Here is a 25,677-nt window from a genome sequence, read left to right on the forward strand (position 1 = left end):
GAAAGGAGACAGATCATGAAATATCAACCAAATGCATGCCGAGTAGAAGATGCCTTAAGTATTTTAGTTGGAAAATGGAAACCGATTATTCTTCTGCATCTGCTCAACCACGGGACACAGCGTTTTAATGAACTTAGAAAAAGTATGCCCGGAATTACACAGAAAATGTTAACTAAGCAGTTACGTGAATTAGAAGCGGAGGACATCGTCGAGCGTGTCGTATATCCAGAAGTCCCACCAAAAGTCGAATATTCGATTACAGAGTATGGGAAAAGTCTACAACCAATCTTAGAAGCGATGCATGAATGGGGAGTTAAACATACACTCCATAAACAGGAGAAAGTAAAAGAGAAGCATGGTTGAATTCCATGCTTCTCATCTATATTCTTATGGCAATAACTTGATTGATTCTTCAACAAAAGCTGGTATATCGTCTGGTTGTCTACTCGTCACTAACTGATTTTGGCAAACAACTACTTCTTTATCGTGTACTTTTCCACCAGCATATTCTAAGTCGACTTGGATCGATTTAAAACCAGTTACGTCTCGACCTTCAAGTGATTTTGCTGTAATTAATAGTTGTGGACCATGACAAATCGCAAATACCGGCTTCTTTTCATCCATAAAGTGTTTTGCGAATTCTACGAAACGATCGTCTCCTCTTAATATATCAGGAGAAAATCCACCTGGAATAAATAATGCATCAAAATCATTTGGTGACACATCATCAATTGTCTGATCAATTGTAACTGATGCCTCTCCTTGTTTGCCTTTGACTGTCTTGCCTTTTTCCTTCTCAATCGTTACGACTTGATGACCCGCTTCCTTAAAATCCTTTGCAGGGTCCGTATACTCAACATCTTCAAACATATCTGTTATAAATGTTGCAATTTTAGCCATTTTAAACTATTCCTCCTTAAATGATAGAGTTAGTATTCTCTACATTTTCATTATTACCACGAGGAAGTTATTGGTAAACATCAATAATAAAACTCTTCGGTTAACACGATAACCATTATCCTTTACAATGGAAAAATACGCAGATGAATTAAAGGAGATAACTATGCAGAACATTTCACAAAATAAAAGTATGGTAGCTTTTCTGATACTCCTTATCACATTAATTTGGGGTTATGCTTGGGTATTGATGAAGGAAGCGGTCAATTACATGGGGCCCTTCACCTTTTCTACTTTCCGGTTTGCTACTGGTACGCTCACCATGATCATCGTGCTTTTACTCCTGAAAGTTAAAAGACCTCCATTATGGTCTTGGAAGCATTTGATTGTCATTGGATTTTTACAAACGACAGTGGTATTTACTCTTGTTATGTATGGATTACAATTTGTAGAAGCAGGAAAGTCTTCTGTCTTATTATATTCAATGCCTGTGTGGAGCACCGTTCTTTCCGTATGGATTCTAAAAGAAAAAGTAACAAAAGGTAAAATAATCGGTCTCAGCTTTGGTTTATTAGGCCTATTCACAATTTTAGGCTGGGATATTTGGAGAAATCAAACACCCGAAGTATTAATTGGCGAAACGTTAATTATTATTGCCGCCATTTCATGGGGTGCCTCTAATGTCTATTATCGCAAAACCGTTTCTAAACTTTCACAATTGCAAGTAAACACCTATCAAATGTTATTTGGAACCGTTGGTCTAGCTATAGTCGCCGTTGTACTAGAAGGTGGCGATAGCATAAGCTTCACGCCCTATAGCTTTTATATAATCCTATTTACAGGGGTTTTGGCTTCCGCTTTCTGTTTCACTGCATGGTTTTTCGTCTTAAATGCTATCGAAATGACTACTGCCACGATCGCAACATTGTTAGTACCTGTATTTGGGTTGTTTTTAGGCTGGTTACTAATAGATGAGGATATAGGGGTAAGCATTGTAATTGGTACAGGCTTGATTATTAGTGGTATTGTTATTTCTACTTTAGCGAAAAGGAAAAAATGAATTAACACCTCTGTTTAATCCAGAATTTTTTTGAATTAGTGGATATTTGATAAACGGATATAACCCACACAGGGTGTACTCTTTGCTCCCTATGTGGGTTATCTGTATGAAATTAAACTTAAATAAATTTCTAGACTTTCAAATGATATGTTCTATCCGATTTAATAATAGATTGACCCTTTTTATCAATTCTACTTTATGATTTATGATTCACAAAATTTAAATTTACTTAATGTTTTTGACGAATTATTTCTTCACCAAGATAAATAATACCTTGCGCAAGTGGCAGGTATGTATTAGTCATATATACTTTCGCTGAGTTATATGTTTTCTCCTGAAGTAACAATGCCTGTAAAAAAGCAATAATAGAGGATTTGGTTTGTTCCATTGATTGAATGATCTCAATACAAATGGAATTCATACTATCGGTTTGGCATAATCCCTTTTTAATCTATAATGCAAAGATTCTTGAAGCATTCCCGTTTTTTAGTCTGGATGAATAGGAGTTATAAGCCAAATTAATATTATAAATAAGAGTACAAGAACTCCAGTTATTAATCCTAAAGTTATACCTATAGCGGCTAATGTTTTCTTTTCTTTTTTTCGCCATAGAACGATCATACCCATTATAACCGAAGTAAAAACACTAACTACAAATAAACCAAATACTGTAAAAGTGTGTACTCTAGGTATCAGTGAAAAAATAAAAGAAATAACTATGACAGTAGATAAAACACCTAATCCGAAGGATGTATAGCTCTGCCACGTATATTTTTTTTCATCTTGCAATGTTATCTCCACCTTTTTTGCCTATTTATGTATATAAAGTTGTTCATACATTATGGACCAAACTTAGAATTGGGTAATTCTGCTAACTTATGTAAGTATATCAAAATTATGTATAAATTACAGGGATTTATTCAAGATTATAAAGCCTTACTTCAAAGCTGCATCACTTCGACTACGTCGCCCGGGATTTAGTTGTATCTATATACATCTTATCAATCGATTCGGAGTGGATAATTTGTTTTTAATATACTCGTAAACCATCTGTTTGAATGACTGTCGAACATGGTATACCCAGATCGTGTTCCGTTGTTCTATATTCTTACTTTGGATAAAATCTTTGCAATTTCATACCCCAGTCAATATGTGTTATATGATCAGGTGGTATAAGATTCGGAGGGTCGTAGTCATAATTAATAGACACTGATACCTTTGATCCTTGATACTGGTCAATAGATAATATACATGAATGAACACCATGTGTGAATTGTTCGTATATCATATGAATAGCACCACTTCCATTAAAAAGTTTTGACGTACATCTATCTATTAAAGATTAAAAACATAGCTAAAAAACAACCCTTGCTACAAATCTTTTATATCTTGAGAATAGAGCATTCCCGTCCAAAAATGTTTTAAAAAATAGCCCTATTATTGGACTTTATCCTCTAAGCTATTGATTCGTTCTTCAAATCCTGATCGGGATTCTTTAGATACAAAATCTAATCCTATTATAAGCCAATCTACACGTTCCTTTGTTATTTCCTTATTATCGTTTTCCATTAAAGATAGATATTTTTCAAATCTTTCGTCAGATATACCCGCATGAGAAAACGTATCATTTGGAAAAGGATTTAAGTCTTCTTTTTCCTCTTCTTTCGCTCTTTTTTCTTCTGCTAAGCGCATTTCTTCTTCTTTCTTTGCAACTGCTCTTTCTTCTTCATTCGGTATCTCATCTTCTATTTCTTGATTGCTTTGCGGTGTCTCTTTTTCTTCGGTATCTGTTGCAATTACCAAAAATATAACTGAAACAAAACCGATAATCGCTAAAGAAATCACTACCGCTAACCAATTGAATAATCTAAAGTTTCTCATATATGAACCTCCGTGGTAATTTTTGAAATCATTGTATCTTTAAATAATAGATAATAACTAAATATTAGAGATATCATTTTAGATTCAGTATCGAATGAATAATTATTTAAAGAGTACCGCCCTACAATTAGTCGATACTCTTTATGTATATACATCTCCTCTTAGATATCGTAAGAGCCTAAGAAACTCTAAAAAATCCAATAATAGCACTGGGAACATTAAAATTATTAAACCAATTATGGCAGAAATCACTTTAACACTGAAAAACTTTTTTCTATTCAAAAAAATCACGATGGCATACAAGAAAGCACCTGTATAAACAGCTTCTTTGATTTCTATACCGAATCGAAACAAAATCCCGACTGGATCAACTCCTCCTTCACTTGGTTTTTGTGCATCCGTATAAATGGTCCAATAAACTAAAATTAAGATTAAATAACCTATTATCAATAACGTGGTGCTGATTGTTTTTTTATTGATTTCGATACACTCCTTCCTTTTCACTGGGACAACAGACTTTTCACTTTTTATTCACAATTCAATACACTTATTATAAAATAAATTCCAATTTTTACAATGCATTCCCTTATATATATATATTATTTGTTGATTATAATACGACTATCTCTTTTACTAAAACCACGATGGATATCTACAATCATGTGACCGATGAAACGAAGGAGAAAACAGCTGAGATGATTCAGAAGTAGAAGTACATGAGGTTTAGCTCGGGGTATTCAAAGGGTATTCAATTCCAAAATTGGACATAAAAAACCCTCTCTGCTGTATAAGAGCAAAGAGGGTAAACTCTTGATATATAAGGTTGCTTAACGTTTTGAGAACTGTGGTGCACGACGAGCTTTTTTAAGACCGTATTTCTTACGCTCTTTCGCACGCGCGTCACGAGTTAAGTATCCAGCACGCTTAAGTGTTGCGCGGTATTCTGGATCAGCTTCCAATAATGCACGAGCAACGCCGTGACGAATTGCACCAGCTTGACCAGTGTATCCTCCACCATCAACGTTTACTAATACATCATAGCTACCTTCTGTTTCTGTAGCTGCTAATGGTTGCTTAATAATTGTACGAAGTGTTTCGTATGGGAAGTAAGATTCCGCATCACGATTATTTACAACGATACGTCCAGTACCTGGAACTAAACGTACACGTGCAGTTGAAGTTTTACGGCGTCCGGTACCGTAGTATTGTACTTGTGCCACTATGTTAACCTCCTTTTAATTATCCACGAAGTTCGTAAACTTCTGGTTGTTGTGCTGCATGCTTATGATCTGCTCCACGATAAACATGTAGTTTTTTACCCATTTGACGACCTAATTTACCTTTAGGTAACATCCCTTTAATTGTTAGTTCTAACATTTGCTCAGGATATTTTTCGCGCATTTCACCAGCAGTACGTGATTTTAAACCACCTGGGCGATTCGTAGCGTGACGATGGTATAACTTATCGCTAAGTTTTTTACCAGTAAGTTCGATTTTTTCCGCGTTGATGATGATCACATGATCACCAGTGTCAACATGCGGTGTATATGTTGGTTTATGCTTTCCGCGAAGGATAGTAGCAATTTCACTTGCTAAACGACCTAACGTTTGACCTTCTGCATCAACAACAAACCATTTGCGTTCAATATTAGCTTCATTTGCCATGAAAGTTGTTCGCATGATCGGTTACCTCCTAAATCTGTTGATTCTCTCTTATATTTTGTCCGAATTTATATTCTAACACGAGTAACTTTCCGGGGCTATCCGTGGTTTAGAAAATAAAATGCCATAGATCATAATATAACATTCTACAAGGTTTGTCAATAGATTGCACGCAAGGATTCGTTGTTTTTGTTAACTTTTTTCCTGGTAGCTTACTTCCCACAAATAAAGACCTTGAGCAGGAGCGGTGTTTCCTGCTTGAGAACGATCTTTCTGGCAGATAATTTGAGGGATGTCATCTGGTTTTTTTTTGTTTAATCCTACTTCCAATAGAGTACCAACTATAATCCGCACCATATTATACAAAAAGCCAGTCCCTCTTACACGAAAGATCATAGTATCTCCCCTTTGCTCAACAGAGATATCAGTAATGGTACGAGTTTTGTCTCCTTTTACATTCGTATTCGTTCCACAAAAAGAGGTAAAATCATGGGTACCAAGAAAATGGTTGCTAGCCAACTGAATAGCTGAGAGATCAAGCTTTTCTTTAACAAAATAATAAAAATTCCGTTTGAAAATATCTCTTTTATCCGAATTCAATACAAAATAACGGTATTCTTTTTCTATCACGTCAAAACGCGCATGGAAATCCTCGGTTGCCATCTGGATGTCTACTACCTCAATATCATCAGGCAACATCGTATTTAATGCTTTTTTCCAATTGGATAAAGGAATCTCTAAATCGGTATCAAAGTGAATAACCTGTCCTACCGCATGAACACCTTGATCTGTTCGCCCTGAAGCTATCACTCTAACCGCTTTTCCTTTATGCATTTTTGTCAGGACCTTTTCGATTTTACCTTGGACCGTTCTGCCATTTGGTTGTATCTGATAACCTGAAAAATGAGTGCCATCATAACTTATTGTTGCTTTTAATCTCATCGTTTAAGCTCCTTACTGCCTTAAAGTAAAAAAGATAATATTTATTATGACGTATAATAATATGGCGATATAATCGATATTTGTTAACTTTAGTTCTCTCAGTTTTGTTCTACCTTCACTACCATTATAACCTCTAGCCTCCATTGCCATCGCTAATTCTTCAGCACGTTTAAAAGCACTAATAAATAAAGGAACTAATAAAGGAACAATCGCATACATTCGATCTTTCAAAGTGCCTGTGCGGAAATCAACACCACGTGATGCTTGTGCTTTCGAAATTTTTTCGGTTTCTTCTAAAAGAGTCGGAATAAACCGTAGAGAAATCGACATCATTAAAGCTAATTCGTGCACAGGTACTTTGATCTTTTTGAGAGGTGCAAACAATTCCTCAATAGCATCGGTAATTTCCATTGGTGATGTGGTTAAGGTTAATAAAGAGGTAACTAACACAAGCAGCAAAAAGCGCAGTGAAATGGTTAATCCTCGGATGACGCCACCTTCATAAATTTTAAAAGTGCTGATTTCTAAAAGAACAGGTCCTTCTCTTGTAATAAATAAATGCAAAATAAACGTAAATATAATTAAAAACCAAACAGGTGTAATTCCTTTTAAAATATAAGGTATACGAATTTTGGATAACAAAATAAGGGCTAATGAAAAAAGGGCCAACCAGCCATAACTTAATACATTATTAGCAAAAAAAACAATAATCACAAAGCTAAATATCGTTACCATTTTAGTTCGAGGATCTAACTTGTGTAACGAAGAAGTGCCTGGTACAAATTGTCCTATTATCATAAATGATTTCATAACCGTTTATTCTCCCTAAAATGTTCGACTATTTCCTTTGCTAATTCTGCAATCGATTGACGCTGATAACGAATAGTTCCGTTAAATCGCTGATTGAAGTCCTGAATTAAAGTGAGAATCTCCGGTACATCAAGATTTACTTCTTGTAATTGGTTTGTTTTTGAGAATATTTCTTCTGGATTTCCTTCCATATATACTTCTCCATTTGCTAATACAATGATACGATCCGCATACTTAAGCGCATGATCCATTTGGTGTGTCACTAATATCGTTGTCATCTGTTTCGATTGATGTAACTGATAGAACATTTTCATTATATCAATTTGTCCTTTTGGATCTAATCCTGCTGTAGGTTCATCCAGAATTAACACCTCTGGTTCCATTGCTAGAACACCTGCAATTGCCACTCTTCTCATTTGTCCTCCACTTAACTCAAATGGCGACTTTTCTAAAAAATTGGTTTGCAATTCTACCTTTTCAATTGAACTCAACACGCGTTTTGAGATTTCATCTTTCGGAATACCGAAATTATGTGGTCCAAAACTAATATCCTTCTCCACAGTTTCTTCAAAAAGTTGGTGCTCAGGATATTGAAAGACAATTCCTACTTTTTCACGTAATTTTCTCAAATCCTGTCGTTTATTATTACTTGATAATATGTATTCACCTATTTGTACTTCACCATCCGTTGGTAGTAACAATCCGTTTATATGCTGTAGTAGTGTGGATTTACCTGACCCAGTATGACCTACGATCGCGATATATTCACCAGATGAAATTGATAGATTGATATTACGGATTGCTTGATAGGCAAATGGTGTATGTGGTTGATATGTGTAGCTTACTTGTTTAAATTGGATGTCCATAATTCCTTATTAAACTCCTTATAATTTAATGGATATAAGGCAAATTGATAATCATACTTTTCTAATTCTAATGCCAATTCGACTGTGAATGGTAATGTAAGTCCAATTGATTCTAGTTTTTTGTGATGTGTAAATAATAGCTCTTTGGTGGTATCTAAATATATATTCCCTTTGTTCATCACGATGATTCTGTCAGCTAATACGATTTCGTTTAAGTCATGCGTAATCATCACCATAGTCATTTTTCCATGTTTCTTTAATGTCTGTATGGTTGCTAGAATCTCTTTACGCCCTTTCGGATCTAACATAGAGGTCGCTTCATCTAGTAATAATATTTCTGGTTTAATTGCCATCACACTTGCGATAGCAATTCGTTGTTTTTGTCCACCTGAAAGATGATGTGGCTCATGGTCCATATATTGCTCCATGCCAACGTTCATCAAACTTTGCTTTATTCGTTGTTCCATTTCATCGCGTGGTATTCCTCGATTTTCTAATCCGAATGCTACATCATCTCTTACCGTGGTACCAACAAATTGATTTTCGGGATTTTGAAAAACCATTCCGACATTTTTGCGGATTTCCCAGACATTAGATGTTCTAATCTTCGTGTCATTTACTAGTATTTCACCACTCTGTGGCGTTAACAATCCATTAACTAGTTTAGAAACGGTTGATTTTCCTGATCCATTATGGCCAAGAACTGCGACAGTTTGACCTTGTTCTATCGTCAAGTTAAAATTCTTTAATACAAATGGAGATTCTTCATTATATCGAAAAAATACTTCTCGAAATTCGATTGCAGACATAAAAAACATCCTTTATCGCTATATTTCCCGGGTAATATTATCTCTCATTTTACCATACTCCCACTGAAAGAGAAGTGTAAGAAAAACCGGGAAAGCTCACCTGGTCGTTTTAGTAGTGATTTTGAAATGGAAGATAGGTAATACACCCGCTTTGGAAAACGCCACGGAAAGGGAAGTGGACAGCCGGAGCGGTGGATTCATATATACTACACTTCAAATTGAATACTTCGAAAACAAATACCTTGATACCGCTGATTATATCCTTTCCTTGCTTACAAAAAAAGGGCTTGGATGCACCTCGTAATGAGAGTGGCTCCTGCCCCTGCTTTTTGGTATTCAATTATACTAATTCAATGACTGCCATTTCAGCCCCATCACCGCGACGAGGTCCTAATTTAAGCACTCTTGTGTATCCACCTTGACGATCTTCATAGCGACCCGCAATGTCGCTAAATAGTTTTTGTACCGCAACTTCATTTTCATTTGCTTCTGCATTATACAAAAATGCTGCAGCTTGACGGCGAGCATGAATGTCACCACGTTTACCAAGTGTAATCATTTTATCTACAACCGAGCGTAGATCTTTTGCCTTTGCTTCGGTTGTTTCTAAACGTTCGTGTACAATAAGGTCAGTAGCTAAACCACGTAATAGTGCTTTTCGCTGATCTGATGTACGTCCTAGTTTTCTAGCCATGGATTATCCCTCCTTCATTCTAGATCTCTAAAAGGTGTCATGATTAATCTTCGTTACGTAGACCTAAACCTAAATCTTCTAATTTATGTTTCACTTCTTCAAGTGATTTGCGACCTAAGTTACGAACCTTCATCATATCTTCTTCTGATTTATGAGCTAACTCTTGTACCGTGTTAATACCTGCACGTTTCAAGCAGTTATAAGATCTTACTGATAAATCAAGTTCTTCAATCGTCATTTCAAGAACTTTTTCTTTTTGGTCTTCTTCTTTTTCAATCATAATCTCAGCGTTTTTGGCTTCGTCCGTTAATCCAACAAAAATATTCATATGCTCCGTAAAGATTTTAGCACCTAATGATACTGCTTCTTCTGGGCGAATACTTCCGTCTGTTTGAATATCAAAAGTAAGTTTATCATAATTGGCATCTTCACCAATACGAGTATTTTCAACTTGATACGTCACTTTAGATACGGGCGTGAAAATAGAGTCCACTGGAATAACACCAATTGGACGATCTTCATGGTTGTTTGTGTCAGCTGGACGATATCCTCGACCGCTTTGTGCTGAAATTTTCATTTTTAAATGGCCATTACTACCAACTGTAGCAATGTGAAGATCTGGATTTAAAATTTCGACATCACTATCAAAAATGATATCTGCAGCCGTAACTTTTCCTTCTCCCTGTACATCTACTTCTAGCGTTTTTTCTTCATCTGAATAGATTTTAAGAGCAAGTTGTTTTAAGTTTAAGATAATAGTTGTAACGTCCTCAACTACTCCTTCAACTGTTGAAAACTCGTGTAATGCTCCATCCATTTGAACAGATGTAACAGCAGCGCCAGGAAGTGAAGATAATAGGATACGACGCAAGGAGTTACCAAGTGTAGTACCATATCCACGTTCTAGTGGTTCTACAACAAATTTGCCATAGGTAGCATCATTACTGATCTCTACTGTTTCTATTTTTGGTTTTTCAATTTCGATCATCTATTAAACCCTCCTCTAAAACGTCGAAACCCCGGTTAGACCTTTGTCTAACCGAAATTCCCCAGGTAGGCAGTTCCCGTTTCTGCACTATGCAACTTCTGTCGAACCCAAATGGTGTATTTAATACTAATTTTATAAAACTTTATTAAGCTATCATAAACCATTATAGACAGATTAACAAATAATATACTGTGATTATTATACTCGACGACGTTTTGGCGGGCGACAACCATTGTGAGGAACTGGCGTTACATCCACAATAGCTGTTACTTCTATACCTGCTGCTTGAAGTGAACGAATTGCTGCTTCACGTCCAGCACCAGGTCCTTTCACTGTAACCTCTAAAGATTTCACACCATGATCCTGAGCTGTTTTCGCTGCAGCCTCAGCAGCCATTTGTGCTGCAAAAGGTGTAGATTTTCGAGAACCTCTAAAGCCTAGCGCTCCTGCACTACTCCAGCTAAGTGCATTACCTTGTACATCAGTAATCGTAACAATTGTATTATTAAATGTAGAACGGATATGTGCTATACCCGTGTCTATATTCTTTTTCACTTTACGTTTACGTGTATTTGATTTACGAGCCATAAGTTAGCAAACCTCCTTTTAAGTTATTTCTTTTTGTTAGCCATTGTTTTTCTTGGACCTTTACGAGTACGTGAGTTGTTCTTCGTTTTTTGTCCACGAACTGGTAAACCACGGCGATGACGCACACCACGATAGGAACCAATTTCAATTAGACGCTTAATGTTAAGAGATACTTCACGACGAAGGTCACCTTCTACATTATAGCTGTCCATTTTTTGACGGATTTGACCTAATTCTTCTTCTGTTAAATCACGAACACGAGTGTTTTCATTAACACCAGCTTCTTCTAATACTTTCTTAGCAGTTGTTTTCCCAATACCATAAATATAGGTTAAAGCAATCACTACACGTTTATCACGCGGAATATCTACACCAGAAATACGTGCCATAGATTGATTACACCTCCTTATCCTTGTTTTTGTTTATGCTTAGGGTTTTCGCAAATAACCATTACTTTACCTTTACGACGAATAACCTTGCATTTTTCACAAATTGGTTTTACAGATGGTCTTACCTTCATCTTCCATACCTCCTCTTGTATCGGAGCATTTTATTTATAACGGTACGTAATACGACCTCTTGTTAAATCATATGGAGAAAGTTCAACCGTTACTTTATCTCCTGGTAAAATACGAATGAAGTGCATTCTAATCTTACCAGAAACATGTGCAAGTACGGTGTGGCCATTCTCTAGTTCAACTTTAAACTGTGCATTCGGTAAAGTATCAATTACTGTACCTTCTACCTCAATTGCATCGTCTTTCGCCATCGAGTTGATCTCCCTTCTTCAAATCTGTCAAATGTTCTTCAACAAATTTATTAATAGCATAACGCAATTTACCATTGGTTACGCGCCCTGTTTCGAGAAGGCTTCTTTGAACTTCAGGAGACACAAATCGTGTGAACGTAATATGTTGAATGTTCTTTTTCTTCGGTCGATCATATTTACGTCTGTCTCCATCCGCCAACAACACAAAACGACTGTCTACTTTTTCAATAACAATTGCAAACTGACCTGCTTCGCGTCCTTGTAGGATTTGAACAACCTGACCTAATTCCGGATAACTCTCCGTTTCGCTCAACCATCATCACCTTCATTTAGGTTTTACGTTATACCTTTTTTTACAGTTAGTATCATTATACCAACTTTAACGATAAATAATTAAGAAATTGTCTTTAATTTTTCATTAATATCGTTAAATACTTCGTTAATTTCTTGAGAGCCATTAATAGTGACTAAGTCACCTTTATTTGAGTAGAAGTCCAGCATTGGCTGTGTTTGTTCGAGATTAACTTCTAAACGATTTTTAACAGTGCTCGGCTGATCATCTTCACGCTGGATAAGTGTGTCACCATCTTTATCACATATGCCTTCTTCCTTCGGCGGATTGAAGAGTACATGATAAGCAGTTCCACAAGTTGGACAAATACGTCGTCCCGTAAGACGCTCTACTAATTCATCCTTCTCCACTTCTACGTGTAAGACGTAATCAATCGAGCGGTTCATATCAGATAATAATTGATCAAGTGCTTCAGCTTGTGCTAAAGTACGTGGAAAACCATCTAACAAGAACCCTTTATTACAATCGTCCTTACTTAATCTTTCTTTCACAATTCCAATCGTTACTTCATCTGGAACAAGAGCACCTTCATCCATATAGCTTTTTGCTTTCTGTCCAAGCTCTGTTCCTTCTTTAATGGCTAACCGAAACATATCTCCAGTTGAAATATGAGGGATGTCATATTTTTCTACAATTTTCTCTGCCTGTGTACCCTTACCAGCACCAGGTAGTCCCATAAGGATTAGATTCAACGATTTTCCCCTCGCTCTCTGTCCAGTCCGTTAAAATAAAAACTTTATTTTATAAAGCCTTTATAGTTACGTTTAACTAGCTGACCTTCTAATTGCTTCATCGTCTGTAATGCAACACCGACTACAATTAGTAAACCAGTTCCACCAATTTGAACGGATTGTGGTAAGTCTGCCAGATCCCCTAAAACAAGAGGTAAAACAGATACCGCAGCTAAAAAGATGGATCCAACAAATGTTAGTCGATACATAACACGAGTTAAATAAGTCTCCGTTGTTTTCCCTGGTCGAATTCCAGGAATGTAACCACCTTGCTTCTTCAGATTATCAGCCATTTGTTCAGGATTAACTTGAACAAATGTATAGAAATACGTGAATGCAATAATAAGCACAACGTATATAACCATACCTGTTGGGTTTGTATAATCAAAAATGTTCGAAATTGTCGATGCAATCTCATTATTTTCAAAGAAACCTGCGATTGTCCGCGGTGCAATGATAAATGATATCGCAAAGATGACTGGAATTACCCCTGCAGCATTTACTTTTAATGGTAAATGAGTGGAGTGTCCTCCAACTGGTGAACGATTCACTAAACGTTTTGCATATTGTACAGGAATTTTACGTAATGCTTGTTGAATGAAGATAACTCCAACTGTTACAGCAATAACTAGCAATACGATCAATAGTACAATTACGATATTTAGGAACAGTTCATCACCTGCACCAGACCCAAAATATTGTGCGTAAATTTGATTAACACCATTTGGAATGGCTGCAACGATACCAGCAAAAATAAGGATTGAGATACCATTACCAACACCATTTGCAGTAATTTGCTCCCCTAACCACATTAGGAATGCAGTACCACTTGTTAATACAATAGCAATAACTAGGAACTTACCTATACCAGGGTCCGAAATTAAAAGACCTCCTGACATAGCATTAAAACCTACGGACATAGCACAAGCCTGAATAAATGCTAACCCTATTGTTGCATATCGAGTTACCTGTGCTAGTTTTTTACGTCCCATTTCTCCTTGCTTTTTCCACTCAGAGAATTTTTGAACGACATCCATTTGCAATAGTTGCATAATAATCGATGCTGTAATGTACGGCATGATACCCATCGCAAAGATGGAGAAGTTTTGCAGGGCCCCGCCACCAAAAGTATTGAGTAAGCCAAATACATTCTGTTCATTCATAAAGTCAATAGCAGATCGATCTGTAAATGGAACAGGGATAAATGTCCCAATACGAAATACTACTAACATGAGAAGTGTAAAAACTATCTTTTGTCTAATATCTGCCACACGCACAAAATTGGAGATTGTACGAAACATTAAATCACCTCAGTTTTACCGCCCGCTGCTTCAATAGCATCTTTTGCTGAAGCAGAAAACTTATGAGCTTTTACGGTTAATTTCTTTTCTAATTTTCCATTTCCAAGAATCTTAACGCCAGACTTTACTTTACTTATGGTACCTGTCTCAAGTAAAAGCTCAGGTGTCACTTCAGTACCCTCATCATAGTTATTTAATGTTTCTAAGTTAACAATTGCGAAATCTTTACGGTTAATGTTAGTAAAACCACGTTTCGGTAAACGTTGGAAAAGTGGCATTTGACCACCTTCAAATCCAGGACGTACACCTCCACCAGAACGTGCTTTTTGACCTTTATGACCACGTCCAGATGTTTTACCATTACCTGAAGCCATACCACGGCCAACGCGGTTGCGTTCTTTTTTCGCTTGTGATGGTTTTAATTCATGAAGTTTCATGCGAGCACCTCCTCTTAAAACTAATTTTATTAAACTTCTTTAATATCTACTAAATGTGATACTTTGTTAATCATGCCTCGCACGACAGGAGTATCTTCACGGACTACTGATTGATGCATCTTTCTAAGACCTAACGTTTGTACAGTAGCTTTTTGTACTTCTGATCTTCCGATGACACTGCGTTTGAGGGTAATTTCTATCTTATTAGACATTTTGTTTCCCTCCCTATCCTAACAATTCTTCTACAGACTTACCACGAAGTTTTGCTACTTCTTCAGCACGCTTTAATTCGCTAAGTCCATTAATTGTTGCACGAACCATGTTGATTGGTGTATTAGATCCTAATGATTTAGATAGAATATCACCTACACCTGCAAGCTCTAATACGGCACGTACTGGTCCACCAGCGATAACCCCCGTACCTTCTACAGCTGGTTTCAATAGAATGTTTCCAGCTCCAAATTGTCCGTGAATTTCGTGTGGAATAGAAGTACCAACGATTGGTACAGTGATTAAGTTTTTCTTTGCATCATCAATTGCTTTTTTGATTGCTTCTGGTACTTCTTGTGCTTTACCTGTACCGAAACCTACATGACCATTTTTATCTCCGACTACTACCAATGCAGCAAAACGAAAGCGACGTCCACCTTTAACTACTTTTGCTACACGGTTGATTGTTACAACGCGTTCTTCTAAATCCAATTTGTTTGGGTCGATGTTAGTACGCAACATATGTCCCTCCTTTTTTAATTAAAATTCAAGACCTGCTTCGCGAGCAGCATCTGCTAGAGATTTAACTCGACCATGATATAAATATCCACCACGATCAAAAACAACATTTTTTAAGTTTTTGTCAAGCGCACGTTTAGCGATTAACTCACCGACTTGTTTCGCTGCTTCAACATTTCCTGTTGCTTCTAAGTTTAACTCTTTATCTACAGTAGACGCACTTGCTAATGTCACGTTGTTCACGTCATCGATTAGTTGTGCGTAGATGTGATTATTTGAACGAAATACGTTTAGACGTGGGCGTTGTTCCGTACCGAATAAATTCTTACGGATACGCTGATGTCTTTTTTGACGTACACTGTTTTTATTAGGCTTTGTGATCATCTAGGTCACTCCTTTCCGCTTGCTACCTAAACTTACTTAGCAGTTTTACCTTCTTTACGACGTACATATTCACCTTCATAACGGATACCTTTACCTTTGTATGGCTCAGGTGGGCGAATCGCTCTGATGTTTGCTGCAACTGCACCTACTAATTCCTTGTCGATACCTTTTACAACAACTCTTGTATTGGCTGGAACTTCAATATCAATTCCATCAATCGGCTCTATCTCTACAGGGTGAGAATAACCAGCATTCACAACAAGTTTGTTTCCTTGTTTTTGAGCACGGTACCCAACACCTTGAATTTCTAATGCTTTTTCGAATCCTTTATGGACACCTTCTACCATGTTTCCAATAAGGCTTCGTGTTGTTCCGTGTAATGCTTTGTGTTGCTTGCTGTCACTAGGACGGGCTACAGTCAAAACATTATCATCGATATTAATTTTCATATCACTGTTGAAAGAACGGCTTAATTCACCTTTAGGTCCTTTAACAGTTACGTTATTACTGTCAATTTTAACTTCCACACCTTGTGGAATTTCTAATAACTTTAAACCTATACGAGACATCTCTTGCACCTCCTGCCTTCTTGAAAATATCTTACCAAATGTATGCTAACACTTCGCCACCGATAGCTTGTGAGCGTGCTTCTTTATCAGATAATACACCTTTTGAAGTAGAAACGATCGCAATACCTAAGCCATTTAAAACTTTAGGTAATTCATCTGCTTTTGCATAAACGCGTAAACCTGGTTTACTAATTTTCTTTAAACCTGTGATAACACGTTCATCGTTAGTACCATACTTCAAAAAGATACGAAGGATTCCTTGTTTATTATCTTCTACGTACTCATAGTCACGGATAAACCCTTCACGTTTTAGAATATCTGCAATTTCTTTTTTAAGATTCGACGCTGGGAACTCCAATTTTTCATGGCGTACCACGTTAGCGTTACGAATACGAGTAAGCATATCTGCAATTGGATCTGTCATAACCATTCTTTTTACCTCCTTCCCTATTCGGGGATTTACCAGCTTGCTTTTTTAACACCAGGAATTTGACCTTTATACGCAAGTTCACGGAAACAAATTCGGCAAAGCTTAAATTTACGGATTACTGAATGTGGTCTTCCGCAACGTTCACATCTTGTGTACTCTTGTACTTGGAATTTCGCTTTGCGTTGTTGCTTAGCGATCATTGATTTTTTAGCCACTCTTTTCCCTCCTTATACGAGCTTTTCGCTTATTTCTGGAAAGGCATGCCAAGTTGTGTTAAAAGTTCTGAAGCTTCTTCGTCAGAATTAGCTGTTGTTACGATAACAACGTCCATCCCTCTAACTTTGTTTACTTGGTCATAATTAATTTCCGGGAAAATTAATTGTTCTTTTACACCTAATGTGTAATTACCACGGCCATCAAATGCTTTTTTAGAAATACCACGGAAGTCACGTACACGTGGTAGTGATACATCAATAAGCTTTTGAAGGAAATCATACATACGCTCTCCGCGTAGTGTTACTTTCGCGCCGATTGGCATTCCTTCACGTAAGCGGAAACCTGCAATTGATTTTTTCGCTTTCGTTACTACGGGTTTTTGACCAGTGATTTGTGATAGTTCCTCTACGGCAGCATCTAGTGCTTTCGAGTTTTGAACTGCATCACCCACACCCATATTAACAACGATTTTTTCAACTTTTGGTACTTCCATTACGGAATCATAATTAAATTTATCTACTAATGAAGTAACAATTTCTTTATTGTACTTTTCTTTTAAAGCGTTCATTACGTAAACCTCCTTTCATCGCCAGCACTATTTATCTAAAGACTCACCAGATTTTTTAGCGATACGTACTTTCTTTCCATCACGTACTTCATATCCAACACGAGTTGGTTCACCAGATTTAGGATCTACTGGCAATACATTTGAAACATGAATTGTAGCTTCTTGATTCAAGATACCACCTTGTGGATTTTCTTGAGAAGGTTTTGCGTGTTTTTTCACGATGTTAACACCTTCTACAAGCACACGATCTTTTTTCGGGAATGAAGCTAAAACTTCTCCCTGCTTGCCTTTATCTTTACCTGAAATGATTTGTACTTTATCACCTTTTTTAACATGCATGCTATCCGCACCTCCTTACACGGTTTTTCCGTAACGTGCTTATAATACTTCTGGAGCTAGAGATACGATTTTCATGAATTTCGCATCACGCAATTCACGTGCAACTGGTCCAAAAATACGAGTACCCCTTGGACTTTGGTCATCACGAATAATGACTGCTGCATTCTCATCAAATCGAATATATGAACCGTCTTTACGTCTCACTCCGCTCTTAGAACGTACGATTACTGCTTTAACTACTTCACCTTTTTTAACAACGCCTCCTGGTGTTGCTTGTTTCACAGAACAAACAATTACATCACCAACGTTCGCTGTCTTACGGCCGGAACCACCTAAGACTTTAATCGCTAGTACCTCACGAGCACCAGAGTTATCTGCTACTTTCAAACGAGATTCTTGTTGGATCATATGCGTGTACCCTCCCTTCGGAACTTATCCGAGCGATCTTTAATTAAATAATTACTGATTCTTCCACAACATCTAATAGACGAAAACGTTTTGTTTTAGATAGTGGTTTAGTTTCCATGATACGAACAATATCGCCAATTTTTGCTTGATTGTTTTCATCATGCGTTTTGAAATTTTTTGAGTATTTAACACGTTTGCCATATAAACTATGAAATTTATAAGTTTCTACGACAACAGTGATGGTCTTATCCATCTTGTCAGATACGACACGTCCAGTATAGACTTTACGATCATTACGCTCACTCATCTGAGGCTAACCTCCTTTATTATCCGTTATTTACGCTTAGCTCTCTTTCGCGAACAACAGTTTTCATACGTGCAATTGACTTACGCACTTCACGTAGACGTGCTGTGTTTTCCAATTGGCCTGTAGCTAGTTGGAAACGCAAATTGAAAAGCTCTTCTTTTAATGACTTGATTTTTTGTTCAATTTCGGCAGTGGTTAGTTCTCTAATTTCATTAGCCTTCATTGATTTCACCACCAATTTCTTCTCGTTTTACGAATTTCGTTTTGATCGGTAATTTATGTGATGCAAGACGAAGTGCTTCACGCGCTACCTCTTCTGATACACCTGCAATTTCAAACATTATTTTTCCTGGTTTTACAACTGCTACCCAACCTTCAGGAGCACCTTTACCAGAACCCATACGAACCTCTAGAGGCTTAGCTGTATAAGGTTTATCTGGGAAAATTTTAATCCAAACTTTACCACCACGCTTCATATAACGAGTCATCGCTATACGAGCTGCTTCAATCTGACGGCTAGTAATCCAAGAAGAATCAACAGCTTGTAGACCATATTCACCAAAAGCTACGGATGTACCGCCTTTTGCTTTACCTTTCATATTTCCACGATGTTGCTTACGATGTTTTACACGTTTTGGCATTAACATAATGCTTGCCCCCTTCCTTATTTAGTGTTTTTAGTTGGAAGGACTTCTCCACGATAAATCCATACTTTAACACCTAGTTTACCGTAAGTTGTGTCTGCTTCTGCAGTTCCATAATCGATATCTGCACGTAAAGTATGAAGTGGAACAGTTCCTTCACTGTAGCTTTCTGACCTCGCCATATCAGCACCGCCAAGACGACCAGATACTTGAGTACGAATACCTTTTGCACCTGCACGCATTGCACGTTGAAGTGTTTGTTTCTGTGCACGACGGAATGATACACGATTTTCTAATTGACGAGCGATATTTTCTGCTACTAATTTAGCATCTAAATCTGCTTTTTTAACTTCCACGATGTTGATGTGGACTCTTTTTCCAGTTAGTTGGTTCAACGATTTACGTAGTGCTTCTACTTCAGAACCACCCTTACCGATTACCATACCTGGTTTAGCTGTAGAGATAGAAATATTTACACGATTTGCTGCTCTTTCGATTTCCACTTTAGAAACAGCACCATCTTTTAAACGTTGTTCAATATATTCACGAATCTTAATATCCTCATGTAAAAGGTCCGCATAATCTTTACCTGCATACCACTTAGATTCCCAATCACGGATAACTCCGACACGAAGACCAGTTGGATTTACTTTTTGACCCACAGATTATCCCTCCTTTTTCTCAGATAAAACCACTGTAATGTGGCTAGTTCGTTTGTTAATTTGTGTTGCACGACCTTGTGCACGTGGGCGGAAACGTTTCAATGTAACACCTTCGTTTACATACGCTTCAGACACTACTAAATTATCAGGATTCATTTCATAGTTGTGCTCTGCATTTGCGATCGCAGAGTTTATTAATTTTTCAACAACTGGTGAAGCACCGCGTTGAGTGTGTTTTAAAATTGCAATTGCTTCTCCTACATCTTTGCCGCGGATAAGATCGATCACTAAGCGGACTTTACGAGGAGCAATGCGTATTGTTTTTGCAACAGCTTTTGCTTGCATTAGGAGTACCTCCTCTCAATTAACGTTTTGTTTTCTTGTCGTCTCCAGCATGCCCTCTATACGTGCGAGTTGGAGCGAATTCGCCTAATTTATGTCCAACCATATCTTCTGTTACGTATACAGGTACGTGTTTACGTCCGTCATATACTGCAATTGTATGACCAACAAAGCTTGGGAAGATAGTAGAGCGACGAGACCACGTCTTTACTACTGTCTTTTTGTCCTCATCGTTAAGTTTGTCAACCTTCTTCAATAAATGATCATCTGCGAAAGGTCCTTTTTTTAAGCTACGACCCATGGATAAGCCTCCCTTCGCGATTGATAGACGGGTTTAAAATCCCGTCGTTCAACCCCGTTATTTTTTACGTTTACGTACGATAAATTTATCAGTTTGTTTATTACGCTGACGTGTTTTGTAACCAAGTGTTGGTTTGCCCCAAGGTGACATTGGTGACTTACGTCCAATTGGTGCACGACCTTCACCACCACCGTGTGGGTGATCGTTAGGGTTCATTACAGAACCACGAACCGTAGGACGCTTACCTTGCCAACGAGAACGTCCAGCTTTACCAACATTGATTAATTCATGTTCGATATTACCTACTTGACCTACAGTTGCGCGGCAAGTAGCTAGAACCAAACGTACTTCGCCTGATGATAAACGTACTAAGACGTATTTATCTTCACGACCCAGGATTTGTGCTTGTGCACCAGCAGATCTTGCAAGCTGTGCACCACGACCTGGTTTCAATTCGATATTATGAATGACTGTACCTACTGGGATATCTCCAAGTGGTAAAGCATTACCTAGTTTGATGTCTGCATCTGAACCAGATTCAATCTTTTGACCTACTTGAATTCCTTTTGGTGCAATAATATAACGTTTCTCTCCATCAGCATAATGGATTAGAGCGATATTCGCAGAACGGTTAGGATCGTATTCGATTGTAGCAACTTTGCCTGGTATTCCATCTTTGTCACGTTTGAAATCGATAATACGATACTTACGCTTGTGTCCACCGCCTTGATGACGAACTGTTAACTTACCTTGATTATTACGACCACCACGTTTGCTCAAAGGTGCAAGTAGTGATTTTTCTGGTTGATCTGTTGTGATTTCAGCAAAATCAGATGTTGTCATAAATCTACGACCATTAGTGGTTGGTTTATACTTTTTAATCGCCATCTTTTTTCCCTCCTTTTTAATTCAAATTATAGTGATTCAAAGAAATCAAGTTCCTTGCTATCTTCTGATAACTGAACAATAGCTCTTTTACGATTTGGGCGGAATCCTCCGTATCGTCCCATACGCTTGAACTTGCCTTTTTTGTTTAAAGTATTCACGTTAACAACGTTCACTCCAAAGATCTCTTCAACTGCAACTTTGATTTGTGACTTGTTAGCTTCTTTACTTACTTCGAACGTATACTTCTTTTCTGCCATTAAGTCAGCAGTGTTTTCTGTAATGATAGGGCGCTTAATAATATCACGTGCATCTGTCATTATGCAAGCACCTCCCCTGCTTTTTCAGCTGCCTCTTTAGTTAAGATCAGCTTGTCATGCGTAAGCAAGTCTAATACATTTACTTCGCTTACTGTTAAAACTTTTACGTTTTTTAAGTTATTAGCTGATTTTGCTAATACTTCATTTTTATCTGCAGTAACAATCAATGCTTTTGCGTCAACGTTTAATGAAGAAAGCATAGAAATTACTTCTTTAGTTTTTGGTGTCTCAATTGCAATTCCTTCTAATACTACTAAGCTATCCTCTTTTACTTTTGAAGAAAGAGCAGATTTAAGCGCTAATCTACGAACTTTTTTCGGTAATTTATAGCTGTAGCTTCTTGGAGTAGGGCCGAAAACAGTTCCACCGCCTACCCATTGTGGTGAACGGATTGAACCTTGACGTGCACGACCTGTACCTTTTTGACGCCATGGTTTACGTCCACCACCACGTACATCAGAACGGTTCTTAACAGCATGTGTACCTTGACGTAATGATGCACGTTGCATCAAGATTGCGTCATGTAGTACATGCTCATTTGGTTCAATTCCGAATACCGCATCGTTGATTTCTACATCACCAACTTGTGATCCACTTTGATTAAATAGTGCTACTTTAGGCATGACATATCCTCCCTTCGGTTAATAATTAGTTAGCCTTTACTGCACCCGTAATTTTCACGAATGATTTTTTTGCACCTGGAACATTACCTTTAATTAAAAGAAGATTGCGTTCAGCATCTACTTTAACTACTTCTAAGTTTTGAATTGTTATTTGCTCTCCACCCATTTGACCAGGTAGTTTTTTACCTTTAAATACTTTTGCAGGGTCTGCTGCAGCTCCCATTGAACCGGCAGATCTGTGGAAGTGAGAACCATGTGATTTAGGTCCGCGTTGTTGATTGTGACGCTTGATCGAACCCTGAAATCCTTTCCCCTTAGAAGTACCTGTTACATTAATGATGTCTCCTGCTTCGAAAACCTCTACGTTTATTTCTTGACCTAAATCATATTCGTCAAGATTCACGTCACGGAATTCACGAATGAAGCGCTTAGGATTGGTATTTGCCTTTTCAGCATGTCCCTGTCCTGGTTTATTTGTACGGTTTTTCTTTTGATCAGCGAAACCGATTTGGATCGCTTCATAACCATCATTTTCTTGTGTACGCTTTTGCAGCACAACGTTTGGTTCAGCTTCTACTACTGTTACAGGGATTAATTCGCCTTCTTCAGAGAATAGCTGTGTCATGCCGACTTTGCGACCTAAGATTCCTTTCGTCATCCGTTACACCTCCTAGAATGTTCATTTATATTATAATTTAATTTCAATATCTACACCTGACGGTAAATCAAGACGCATTAAAGCATCAACCGTTTTTGGTGTTGGACTTACGATGTCAATTAGACGTTTGTGTGTACGCATTTCAAATTGCTCACGAGAGTCTTTGTATTTGTGTACTGCACGCAAAACAGTGTAGATCGATTTTTCCGTTGGTAACGGAATCGGACCAGACACTCCTGCACCAGATCTTTTGGCAGTATCCACAATCTTATCTGCTGACTGATCTAAAATACGGTGATCGTACGCTTTTAAACGAATTCTAATTTTTTCTTTTGCCATTATTTTCCCTCCTTTTCGCCCATTTAGATAATAGACTTTCTCCGCGAAAATTCCTTGGTACACTTGCCATGGCAAAGGGGCCAGGTGTGCCAACAACCTTCCGCATCATCGCCTGTTTTATGACCAACATTGTATATTATATAGGTTTCCACAGGCGATTGCAACATTTTATGCATATTTTTTTAGATTTTTTCTCAACAATCAACCATCAGTCAAATACCATTATCCTACATTCAATTTGCCAACAAAAACACTCAACTTCACTTCTTACACAAAAGAAGAAAAGTGTGAGATTTTTGTGGTGAAAGAATTTTGAGAATTTGTAACTGTTATGAATGCGCTTCGGCTTGCCCACTTCCCTTTCCGTGGGGTTTTCTCTTCAGCTAACTTTTTCAAGCAAAGAACGAATGAAAAAGTGGATCTTCAGAAAAAACTGTTCCACAGGAGTTGAAGTGGGCACCTACGCTTTGTGAGACTCTACAAAATTGGCAAATGCTTAAAGTTTGGGTGATATCACTAACAAGCAATCAAATTATATTGAAACTACTAGTAAGTAATGAAAAGAAAAATTGGTAGATGATTGTTCACAAGGCAAGCATGTCTGTTCTTGCTCTAATTGTAGAACATAAAATAGCGCAGGCGTCCGCTTTCACTCCAGCGGGATGTTTTTATCCTAAGATCCACTTTTAAAGCGAACTTTGCTTAAAAAGTTAGCTTAGGATAAAAACCCGCGGAAAGGGAAGCGGACAAGCCGGAGCGATTGCAAAGCACAAGCAAAATCTCAACATTACCACTTCAGTTATGTCATATTTTCCTTCTTTAAGACTGTGGTCATTCTATTTGCAAAGAAAAAGCAGGTAGCGTTTGGCTACCTGCTTTTTTGTATGTCATTGATTACTCAATGATTTGTGCTACGACACCTGCACCTACTGTACGTCCACCTTCACGGATTGAGAATTTAGTTCCATCCTCGATCGCGATTGGAGAAATAAGGTTTACTGTCATTTCGATGTTATCACCAGGCATTACCATTTCCACACCTTCAGGTAACTCGATTACACCAGTTACGTCAGTTGTACGGAAATAGAATTGTGGGCGATAGTTTGAGAAGAATGGAGTGTGACGTCCACCTTCGTCTTTTGAAAGTACATAAACTTCTGAGCGAAATTTAGTATGTGGAGTAATAGTACCTGGCTTAGCAAGTACTTGCCCACGGTTAATGTCTTCACGTGCAACACCACGAAGTAATGCACCAATGTTGTCACCAGCTTCTGCATAATCAAGAAGCTTACGGAACATTTCTACACCAGTAATTGTAGACTTAGATGCTTCTTCAGCAAGACCGATAATTTCGATTTCGTCACCAACTTTTACAACACCACGCTCAACACGTCCTGTTGCAACAGTACCACGACCAGTGATAGAGAATACATCCTCAACTGGCATCATGAATGGTTTTTCAGTATCACGGTCTGGACGAGGAATATAATCATCAACTGCATCCATAAGTTCAAGGATTGCGTTAACGTATTGCTCGTCACCTTCAAGTGCTTTAAGTGCAGAACCTTTAAGAACTGGCACATCATCACCAGGGAAGTCATATTCGCTTAATAGATCACGCACTTCCATTTCAACCAATTCTAGAAGTTCTTCGTCATCTACCATATCAACTTTGTTTAAGAATACTACAATCGCAGGTACACCTACTTGACGAGAAAGTAAGATATGCTCACGAGTTTGTGGCATTGGACCATCCGCTGCAGATACTACAAGGATAGCTCCGTCCATTTGCGCAGCACCAGTGATCATGTTTTTAACATAGTCAGCGTGACCTGGGCAGTCAACGTGTGCATAGTGACGGTTGTCAGTTTCATACTCAACGTGTGCAGTTGAGATTGTGATTCCACGTTCTTTTTCTTCAGGAGCACCATCGATTTGATCGTATGCACGTGCTTCCCCGCTACCATATTTGTTGAAAAGAACGTTAGTGATTGCTGCTGTTAAAGTTGTTTTACCATGGTCAACGTGTCCAATTGTACCAATATTTACGTGGTCCTTGGAACGGTCAAATTTTTCTTTAGCCATGTATATTTCCTCCTTTAGATAAGTAAAAATTTATTTTATATTTTCATGTATATCGGCTTAGAAAATAGAATCCTAAGCCTA

General features: G+C 37.7%; 43 protein-coding genes. 2 read left to right on the forward strand and 41 right to left on the reverse strand.

Going from position 1 to position 25,677, the window contains the following annotated elements; genetic code table 11:
• The first annotated feature begins 15 nt into the window (after positions 1 to 15).
• Entirely contained in the window at positions 16 to 363 is a 348-nt protein-coding gene (locus BUC25_RS18200) for a winged helix-turn-helix transcriptional regulator (protein ID WP_073203303.1), read from the forward strand.
• A gap of 24 nt (positions 364 to 387) precedes the next feature.
• Here BUC25_RS18200 and BUC25_RS18205 read toward each other — a convergent pair whose 3' ends face one another.
• The gene (locus tag BUC25_RS18205; RefSeq protein ID WP_073203304.1) at positions 388 to 900 is read right to left on the reverse strand and encodes a type 1 glutamine amidotransferase domain-containing protein; all 513 of its coding nucleotides are present in this window, start codon (positions 898 to 900) and stop codon (positions 388 to 390) included.
• A gap of 163 nt (positions 901 to 1,063) precedes the next feature.
• Here BUC25_RS18205 and BUC25_RS18210 point away from each other — a divergent pair, with 163 nt between their 5' ends.
• Positions 1,064 to 1,957, forward strand: a complete 894-nt coding sequence (locus BUC25_RS18210; RefSeq protein WP_073203305.1) for a DMT family transporter — start codon at positions 1,064 to 1,066, stop codon at positions 1,955 to 1,957.
• A 229-nt stretch (positions 1,958 to 2,186) separates the two neighbouring features.
• Here BUC25_RS18210 and BUC25_RS18215 read toward each other — a convergent pair whose 3' ends face one another.
• The 40 genes from BUC25_RS18215 to tuf form a co-directional block, all read right to left on the reverse strand.
• Positions 2,187 to 2,345, reverse strand: coding sequence for a hypothetical protein (locus BUC25_RS18215; protein ID WP_170862731.1), 159 nt, complete (start codon positions 2,343 to 2,345; stop codon positions 2,187 to 2,189).
• 98 nt (positions 2,346 to 2,443) lie between these two features.
• The gene (locus BUC25_RS18220) at positions 2,444 to 2,746 is read right to left on the reverse strand and encodes a hypothetical protein (protein ID WP_073203307.1); all 303 of its coding nucleotides are present in this window, start codon (positions 2,744 to 2,746) and stop codon (positions 2,444 to 2,446) included.
• A gap of 648 nt (positions 2,747 to 3,394) precedes the next feature.
• Positions 3,395 to 3,838: a hypothetical protein gene (locus BUC25_RS18225; RefSeq protein WP_073203308.1), complete on the reverse strand. Its 444-nt coding sequence runs from the start codon at positions 3,836 to 3,838 to the stop codon at positions 3,395 to 3,397.
• Positions 3,839 to 4,665: 827 nt separating this feature from the next.
• The gene (gene rpsI, locus BUC25_RS18235; RefSeq protein WP_058305700.1) at positions 4,666 to 5,058 is read right to left on the reverse strand and encodes a 30S ribosomal protein S9; all 393 of its coding nucleotides are present in this window, start codon (positions 5,056 to 5,058) and stop codon (positions 4,666 to 4,668) included.
• Between the two features lie 19 nt (positions 5,059 to 5,077).
• A complete protein-coding gene (gene rplM, locus BUC25_RS18240; protein WP_073203310.1) occupies positions 5,078 to 5,518 on the reverse strand; it encodes a 50S ribosomal protein L13 in 441 nt (146 codons plus the stop codon).
• Positions 5,519 to 5,692: 174 nt separating this feature from the next.
• On the reverse strand, positions 5,693 to 6,442 hold the full coding sequence (gene truA, locus BUC25_RS18245; RefSeq protein ID WP_073203311.1) for a tRNA pseudouridine(38-40) synthase TruA: 750 nt from the start codon (positions 6,440 to 6,442) through the stop codon (positions 5,693 to 5,695).
• 12 nt (positions 6,443 to 6,454) lie between these two features.
• Complete coding sequence (locus tag BUC25_RS18250; protein WP_073203312.1) at positions 6,455 to 7,252, reverse strand: energy-coupling factor transporter transmembrane component T family protein; 798 nt, start codon at positions 7,250 to 7,252, stop codon at positions 6,455 to 6,457.
• Entirely contained in the window at positions 7,249 to 8,118 is an 870-nt protein-coding gene (locus BUC25_RS18255; RefSeq protein ID WP_073203313.1) for an energy-coupling factor ABC transporter ATP-binding protein, read from the reverse strand. Before BUC25_RS18255 ends, BUC25_RS18250 begins: the two co-directional genes overlap by 4 nt.
• On the reverse strand, positions 8,094 to 8,927 hold the full coding sequence (locus BUC25_RS18260; protein ID WP_073203314.1) for an energy-coupling factor transporter ATPase: 834 nt from the start codon (positions 8,925 to 8,927) through the stop codon (positions 8,094 to 8,096). Before BUC25_RS18260 ends, BUC25_RS18255 begins: the two co-directional genes overlap by 25 nt.
• Before the next feature lie 340 nt (positions 8,928 to 9,267).
• On the reverse strand, positions 9,268 to 9,621 hold the full coding sequence (rplQ, locus tag BUC25_RS18265) for a 50S ribosomal protein L17 (protein ID WP_073203315.1): 354 nt from the start codon (positions 9,619 to 9,621) through the stop codon (positions 9,268 to 9,270).
• A gap of 43 nt (positions 9,622 to 9,664) precedes the next feature.
• On the reverse strand, positions 9,665 to 10,609 hold the full coding sequence (locus BUC25_RS18270) for a DNA-directed RNA polymerase subunit alpha (protein WP_058305707.1): 945 nt from the start codon (positions 10,607 to 10,609) through the stop codon (positions 9,665 to 9,667).
• Positions 10,610 to 10,807: 198 nt separating this feature from the next.
• The gene (rpsK, locus tag BUC25_RS18275) at positions 10,808 to 11,197 is read right to left on the reverse strand and encodes a 30S ribosomal protein S11 (RefSeq protein WP_058305708.1); all 390 of its coding nucleotides are present in this window, start codon (positions 11,195 to 11,197) and stop codon (positions 10,808 to 10,810) included.
• A gap of 23 nt (positions 11,198 to 11,220) precedes the next feature.
• A complete protein-coding gene (rpsM, locus tag BUC25_RS18280) occupies positions 11,221 to 11,586 on the reverse strand; it encodes a 30S ribosomal protein S13 (RefSeq protein ID WP_073203316.1) in 366 nt (121 codons plus the stop codon).
• A gap of 17 nt (positions 11,587 to 11,603) precedes the next feature.
• Entirely contained in the window at positions 11,604 to 11,717 is a 114-nt protein-coding gene (rpmJ, locus tag BUC25_RS18285) for a 50S ribosomal protein L36 (RefSeq protein ID WP_003156543.1), read from the reverse strand.
• Positions 11,718 to 11,747: 30 nt separating this feature from the next.
• Complete coding sequence (infA, locus tag BUC25_RS18290; RefSeq protein ID WP_058305710.1) at positions 11,748 to 11,966, reverse strand: translation initiation factor IF-1; 219 nt, start codon at positions 11,964 to 11,966, stop codon at positions 11,748 to 11,750.
• The gene (locus tag BUC25_RS18295) at positions 11,944 to 12,279 is read right to left on the reverse strand and encodes a KOW domain-containing RNA-binding protein (protein WP_073203317.1); all 336 of its coding nucleotides are present in this window, start codon (positions 12,277 to 12,279) and stop codon (positions 11,944 to 11,946) included. The genes infA and BUC25_RS18295 overlap by 23 nt, the downstream gene beginning before the upstream one ends.
• A gap of 80 nt (positions 12,280 to 12,359) precedes the next feature.
• The gene (locus tag BUC25_RS18300; protein ID WP_073203318.1) at positions 12,360 to 13,010 is read right to left on the reverse strand and encodes an adenylate kinase; all 651 of its coding nucleotides are present in this window, start codon (positions 13,008 to 13,010) and stop codon (positions 12,360 to 12,362) included.
• Positions 13,011 to 13,054: 44 nt separating this feature from the next.
• Positions 13,055 to 14,350 carry a preprotein translocase subunit SecY gene (secY, locus tag BUC25_RS18305; protein WP_073203319.1) on the reverse strand — a complete coding sequence of 432 codons (1,296 nt, stop codon included), beginning with the start codon at positions 14,348 to 14,350 and terminating at the stop codon, positions 13,055 to 13,057.
• Entirely contained in the window at positions 14,350 to 14,787 is a 438-nt protein-coding gene (gene rplO / locus BUC25_RS18310; RefSeq protein WP_058305714.1) for a 50S ribosomal protein L15, read from the reverse strand. Before rplO ends, secY begins: the two co-directional genes overlap by 1 nt.
• Before the next feature lie 29 nt (positions 14,788 to 14,816).
• Positions 14,817 to 14,999 (reverse strand): 50S ribosomal protein L30, encoded by a 183-nt coding sequence (gene rpmD, locus BUC25_RS18315; protein WP_058305715.1) that lies wholly within the window; start codon positions 14,997 to 14,999, stop codon positions 14,817 to 14,819.
• A 13-nt stretch (positions 15,000 to 15,012) separates the two neighbouring features.
• Positions 15,013 to 15,519 (reverse strand): 30S ribosomal protein S5, encoded by a 507-nt coding sequence (rpsE, locus tag BUC25_RS18320; protein WP_342039403.1) that lies wholly within the window; start codon positions 15,517 to 15,519, stop codon positions 15,013 to 15,015.
• 18 nt (positions 15,520 to 15,537) lie between these two features.
• Positions 15,538 to 15,900, reverse strand: a complete 363-nt coding sequence (gene rplR / locus BUC25_RS18325) for a 50S ribosomal protein L18 (RefSeq protein WP_073203320.1) — start codon at positions 15,898 to 15,900, stop codon at positions 15,538 to 15,540.
• 32 nt (positions 15,901 to 15,932) lie between these two features.
• Complete coding sequence (gene rplF, locus BUC25_RS18330) at positions 15,933 to 16,469, reverse strand: 50S ribosomal protein L6 (protein WP_073203321.1); 537 nt, start codon at positions 16,467 to 16,469, stop codon at positions 15,933 to 15,935.
• A gap of 31 nt (positions 16,470 to 16,500) precedes the next feature.
• On the reverse strand, positions 16,501 to 16,899 hold the full coding sequence (gene rpsH, locus BUC25_RS18335; RefSeq protein WP_073203322.1) for a 30S ribosomal protein S8: 399 nt from the start codon (positions 16,897 to 16,899) through the stop codon (positions 16,501 to 16,503).
• Positions 16,900 to 16,928: 29 nt separating this feature from the next.
• Positions 16,929 to 17,114, reverse strand: a complete 186-nt coding sequence (gene rpsN, locus BUC25_RS18340; RefSeq protein ID WP_058305720.1) for a 30S ribosomal protein S14 — start codon at positions 17,112 to 17,114, stop codon at positions 16,929 to 16,931.
• 29 nt (positions 17,115 to 17,143) lie between these two features.
• The gene (rplE, locus tag BUC25_RS18345) at positions 17,144 to 17,683 is read right to left on the reverse strand and encodes a 50S ribosomal protein L5 (RefSeq protein ID WP_058305721.1); all 540 of its coding nucleotides are present in this window, start codon (positions 17,681 to 17,683) and stop codon (positions 17,144 to 17,146) included.
• 27 nt (positions 17,684 to 17,710) lie between these two features.
• Positions 17,711 to 18,022 carry a 50S ribosomal protein L24 gene (gene rplX / locus BUC25_RS18350; RefSeq protein WP_058305722.1) on the reverse strand — a complete coding sequence of 104 codons (312 nt, stop codon included), beginning with the start codon at positions 18,020 to 18,022 and terminating at the stop codon, positions 17,711 to 17,713.
• A 39-nt stretch (positions 18,023 to 18,061) separates the two neighbouring features.
• Complete coding sequence (rplN, locus tag BUC25_RS18355; protein WP_058305723.1) at positions 18,062 to 18,430, reverse strand: 50S ribosomal protein L14; 369 nt, start codon at positions 18,428 to 18,430, stop codon at positions 18,062 to 18,064.
• A 43-nt stretch (positions 18,431 to 18,473) separates the two neighbouring features.
• Positions 18,474 to 18,737: a 30S ribosomal protein S17 gene (gene rpsQ, locus BUC25_RS18360; RefSeq protein ID WP_073203323.1), complete on the reverse strand. Its 264-nt coding sequence runs from the start codon at positions 18,735 to 18,737 to the stop codon at positions 18,474 to 18,476.
• A gap of 19 nt (positions 18,738 to 18,756) precedes the next feature.
• The gene (rpmC, locus tag BUC25_RS18365; protein WP_035724125.1) at positions 18,757 to 18,960 is read right to left on the reverse strand and encodes a 50S ribosomal protein L29; all 204 of its coding nucleotides are present in this window, start codon (positions 18,958 to 18,960) and stop codon (positions 18,757 to 18,759) included.
• Positions 18,950 to 19,384 carry a 50S ribosomal protein L16 gene (gene rplP / locus BUC25_RS18370; RefSeq protein WP_073203324.1) on the reverse strand — a complete coding sequence of 145 codons (435 nt, stop codon included), beginning with the start codon at positions 19,382 to 19,384 and terminating at the stop codon, positions 18,950 to 18,952. The genes rpmC and rplP overlap by 11 nt, the downstream gene beginning before the upstream one ends.
• Before the next feature lie 17 nt (positions 19,385 to 19,401).
• Positions 19,402 to 20,043, reverse strand: a complete 642-nt coding sequence (rpsC, locus tag BUC25_RS18375; RefSeq protein ID WP_058305726.1) for a 30S ribosomal protein S3 — start codon at positions 20,041 to 20,043, stop codon at positions 19,402 to 19,404.
• Positions 20,044 to 20,046: 3 nt separating this feature from the next.
• Positions 20,047 to 20,388, reverse strand: coding sequence for a 50S ribosomal protein L22 (gene rplV / locus BUC25_RS18380; protein ID WP_073203325.1), 342 nt, complete (start codon positions 20,386 to 20,388; stop codon positions 20,047 to 20,049).
• A 19-nt stretch (positions 20,389 to 20,407) separates the two neighbouring features.
• The gene (gene rpsS, locus BUC25_RS18385) at positions 20,408 to 20,686 is read right to left on the reverse strand and encodes a 30S ribosomal protein S19 (protein ID WP_073203326.1); all 279 of its coding nucleotides are present in this window, start codon (positions 20,684 to 20,686) and stop codon (positions 20,408 to 20,410) included.
• A 57-nt stretch (positions 20,687 to 20,743) separates the two neighbouring features.
• Positions 20,744 to 21,574: a 50S ribosomal protein L2 gene (gene rplB, locus BUC25_RS18390; RefSeq protein WP_073203327.1), complete on the reverse strand. Its 831-nt coding sequence runs from the start codon at positions 21,572 to 21,574 to the stop codon at positions 20,744 to 20,746.
• A 26-nt stretch (positions 21,575 to 21,600) separates the two neighbouring features.
• Entirely contained in the window at positions 21,601 to 21,891 is a 291-nt protein-coding gene (gene rplW / locus BUC25_RS18395) for a 50S ribosomal protein L23 (protein WP_073203328.1), read from the reverse strand.
• On the reverse strand, positions 21,891 to 22,514 hold the full coding sequence (rplD, locus tag BUC25_RS18400) for a 50S ribosomal protein L4 (protein WP_073203329.1): 624 nt from the start codon (positions 22,512 to 22,514) through the stop codon (positions 21,891 to 21,893). The genes rplW and rplD overlap by 1 nt, the downstream gene beginning before the upstream one ends.
• 25 nt (positions 22,515 to 22,539) lie before the next feature.
• Entirely contained in the window at positions 22,540 to 23,172 is a 633-nt protein-coding gene (gene rplC, locus BUC25_RS18405) for a 50S ribosomal protein L3 (protein WP_073203330.1), read from the reverse strand.
• A 30-nt stretch (positions 23,173 to 23,202) separates the two neighbouring features.
• Positions 23,203 to 23,511: a 30S ribosomal protein S10 gene (gene rpsJ, locus BUC25_RS18410; protein WP_058305733.1), complete on the reverse strand. Its 309-nt coding sequence runs from the start codon at positions 23,509 to 23,511 to the stop codon at positions 23,203 to 23,205.
• A gap of 894 nt (positions 23,512 to 24,405) precedes the next feature.
• Positions 24,406 to 25,596 (reverse strand): elongation factor Tu, encoded by a 1,191-nt coding sequence (tuf, locus tag BUC25_RS18415; protein ID WP_073203331.1) that lies wholly within the window; start codon positions 25,594 to 25,596, stop codon positions 24,406 to 24,408.
• Positions 25,597 to 25,677 lie beyond the last annotated feature (81 nt).

The organism is Gracilibacillus kekensis (assembly GCF_900143085.1).
Taxonomy (GTDB): domain Bacteria; phylum Bacillota; class Bacilli; order Bacillales; family Amphibacillaceae; genus Gracilibacillus; species Gracilibacillus kekensis.

Coding starts and splice junctions, on each gene's coding strand:
- BUC25_RS18200 (WP_073203303.1), top strand. CDS start 16: ATGAAATATCAACCAAATGCATGCCGAGTAGAAGATGCCTTAAGTATT.
- BUC25_RS18205 (WP_073203304.1), bottom strand. CDS start 900: ATGGCTAAAATTGCAACATTTATAACAGATATGTTTGAAGATGTTGAG.
- BUC25_RS18210 (WP_073203305.1), top strand. CDS start 1,064: ATGCAGAACATTTCACAAAATAAAAGTATGGTAGCTTTTCTGATACTC.
- BUC25_RS18215 (WP_170862731.1), bottom strand. CDS start 2,345: ATGGAACAAACCAAATCCTCTATTATTGCTTTTTTACAGGCATTGTTA.
- BUC25_RS18225 (WP_073203308.1), bottom strand. CDS start 3,838: ATGAGAAACTTTAGATTATTCAATTGGTTAGCGGTAGTGATTTCTTTA.
- rplM (WP_073203310.1), bottom strand. CDS start 5,518: ATGCGAACAACTTTCATGGCAAATGAAGCTAATATTGAACGCAAATGG.
- truA (WP_073203311.1), bottom strand. CDS start 6,442: ATGAGATTAAAAGCAACAATAAGTTATGATGGCACTCATTTTTCAGGT.
- BUC25_RS18250 (WP_073203312.1), bottom strand. CDS start 7,252: ATGAAATCATTTATGATAATAGGACAATTTGTACCAGGCACTTCTTCG.
- BUC25_RS18255 (WP_073203313.1), bottom strand. CDS start 8,118: ATGGACATCCAATTTAAACAAGTAAGCTACACATATCAACCACATACA.
- BUC25_RS18260 (WP_073203314.1), bottom strand. CDS start 8,927: ATGTCTGCAATCGAATTTCGAGAAGTATTTTTTCGATATAATGAAGAA.
- rplQ (WP_073203315.1), bottom strand. CDS start 9,621: ATGGCTAGAAAACTAGGACGTACATCAGATCAGCGAAAAGCACTATTA.
- BUC25_RS18270 (WP_058305707.1), bottom strand. CDS start 10,609: ATGATCGAAATTGAAAAACCAAAAATAGAAACAGTAGAGATCAGTAAT.
- rpsK (WP_058305708.1), bottom strand. CDS start 11,197: ATGGCTCGTAAATCAAATACACGTAAACGTAAAGTGAAAAAGAATATA.
- rpsM (WP_073203316.1), bottom strand. CDS start 11,586: ATGGCACGTATTTCTGGTGTAGATATTCCGCGTGATAAACGTGTAGTG.
- rpmJ (WP_003156543.1), bottom strand. CDS start 11,717: ATGAAGGTAAGACCATCTGTAAAACCAATTTGTGAAAAATGCAAGGTT.
- infA (WP_058305710.1), bottom strand. CDS start 11,966: ATGGCGAAAGACGATGCAATTGAGGTAGAAGGTACAGTAATTGATACT.
- secY (WP_073203319.1), bottom strand. CDS start 14,350: ATGTTTCGTACAATCTCCAATTTTGTGCGTGTGGCAGATATTAGACAA.
- rplO (WP_058305714.1), bottom strand. CDS start 14,787: ATGAAACTTCATGAATTAAAACCATCACAAGCGAAAAAAGAACGCAAC.
- rpmD (WP_058305715.1), bottom strand. CDS start 14,999: ATGTCTAATAAGATAGAAATTACCCTCAAACGCAGTGTCATCGGAAGA.
- rpsE (WP_342039403.1), bottom strand. CDS start 15,519: ATGTTGCGTACTAACATCGACCCAAACAAATTGGATTTAGAAGAACGC.
- rplR (WP_073203320.1), bottom strand. CDS start 15,900: ATGATCACAAAGCCTAATAAAAACAGTGTACGTCAAAAAAGACATCAG.
- rplF (WP_073203321.1), bottom strand. CDS start 16,469: ATGTCTCGTATAGGTTTAAAGTTATTAGAAATTCCACAAGGTGTGGAA.
- rpsH (WP_073203322.1), bottom strand. CDS start 16,899: ATGGTTATGACAGATCCAATTGCAGATATGCTTACTCGTATTCGTAAC.
- rplE (WP_058305721.1), bottom strand. CDS start 17,683: ATGAACGCTTTAAAAGAAAAGTACAATAAAGAAATTGTTACTTCATTA.
- rplX (WP_058305722.1), bottom strand. CDS start 18,022: ATGCATGTTAAAAAAGGTGATAAAGTACAAATCATTTCAGGTAAAGAT.
- rplN (WP_058305723.1), bottom strand. CDS start 18,430: ATGATCCAACAAGAATCTCGTTTGAAAGTAGCAGATAACTCTGGTGCT.
- rpsQ (WP_073203323.1), bottom strand. CDS start 18,737: ATGAGTGAGCGTAATGATCGTAAAGTCTATACTGGACGTGTCGTATCT.
- rpmC (WP_035724125.1), bottom strand. CDS start 18,960: ATGAAGGCTAATGAAATTAGAGAACTAACCACTGCCGAAATTGAACAA.
- rplP (WP_073203324.1), bottom strand. CDS start 19,384: ATGTTAATGCCAAAACGTGTAAAACATCGTAAGCAACATCGTGGAAAT.
- rplV (WP_073203325.1), bottom strand. CDS start 20,388: ATGCAAGCAAAAGCTGTTGCAAAAACAATACGCATTGCTCCTCGTAAA.
- rpsS (WP_073203326.1), bottom strand. CDS start 20,686: ATGGGTCGTAGCTTAAAAAAAGGACCTTTCGCAGATGATCATTTATTG.
- rplB (WP_073203327.1), bottom strand. CDS start 21,574: ATGGCGATTAAAAAGTATAAACCAACCACTAATGGTCGTAGATTTATG.
- rplW (WP_073203328.1), bottom strand. CDS start 21,891: ATGACAGATGCACGTGATATTATTAAGCGCCCTATCATTACAGAAAAC.
- rplD (WP_073203329.1), bottom strand. CDS start 22,514: ATGCCTAAAGTAGCACTATTTAATCAAAGTGGATCACAAGTTGGTGAT.
- rplC (WP_073203330.1), bottom strand. CDS start 23,172: ATGACGAAAGGAATCTTAGGTCGCAAAGTCGGCATGACACAGCTATTC.
- rpsJ (WP_058305733.1), bottom strand. CDS start 23,511: ATGGCAAAAGAAAAAATTAGAATTCGTTTAAAAGCGTACGATCACCGT.
- tuf (WP_073203331.1), bottom strand. CDS start 25,596: ATGGCTAAAGAAAAATTTGACCGTTCCAAGGACCACGTAAATATTGGT.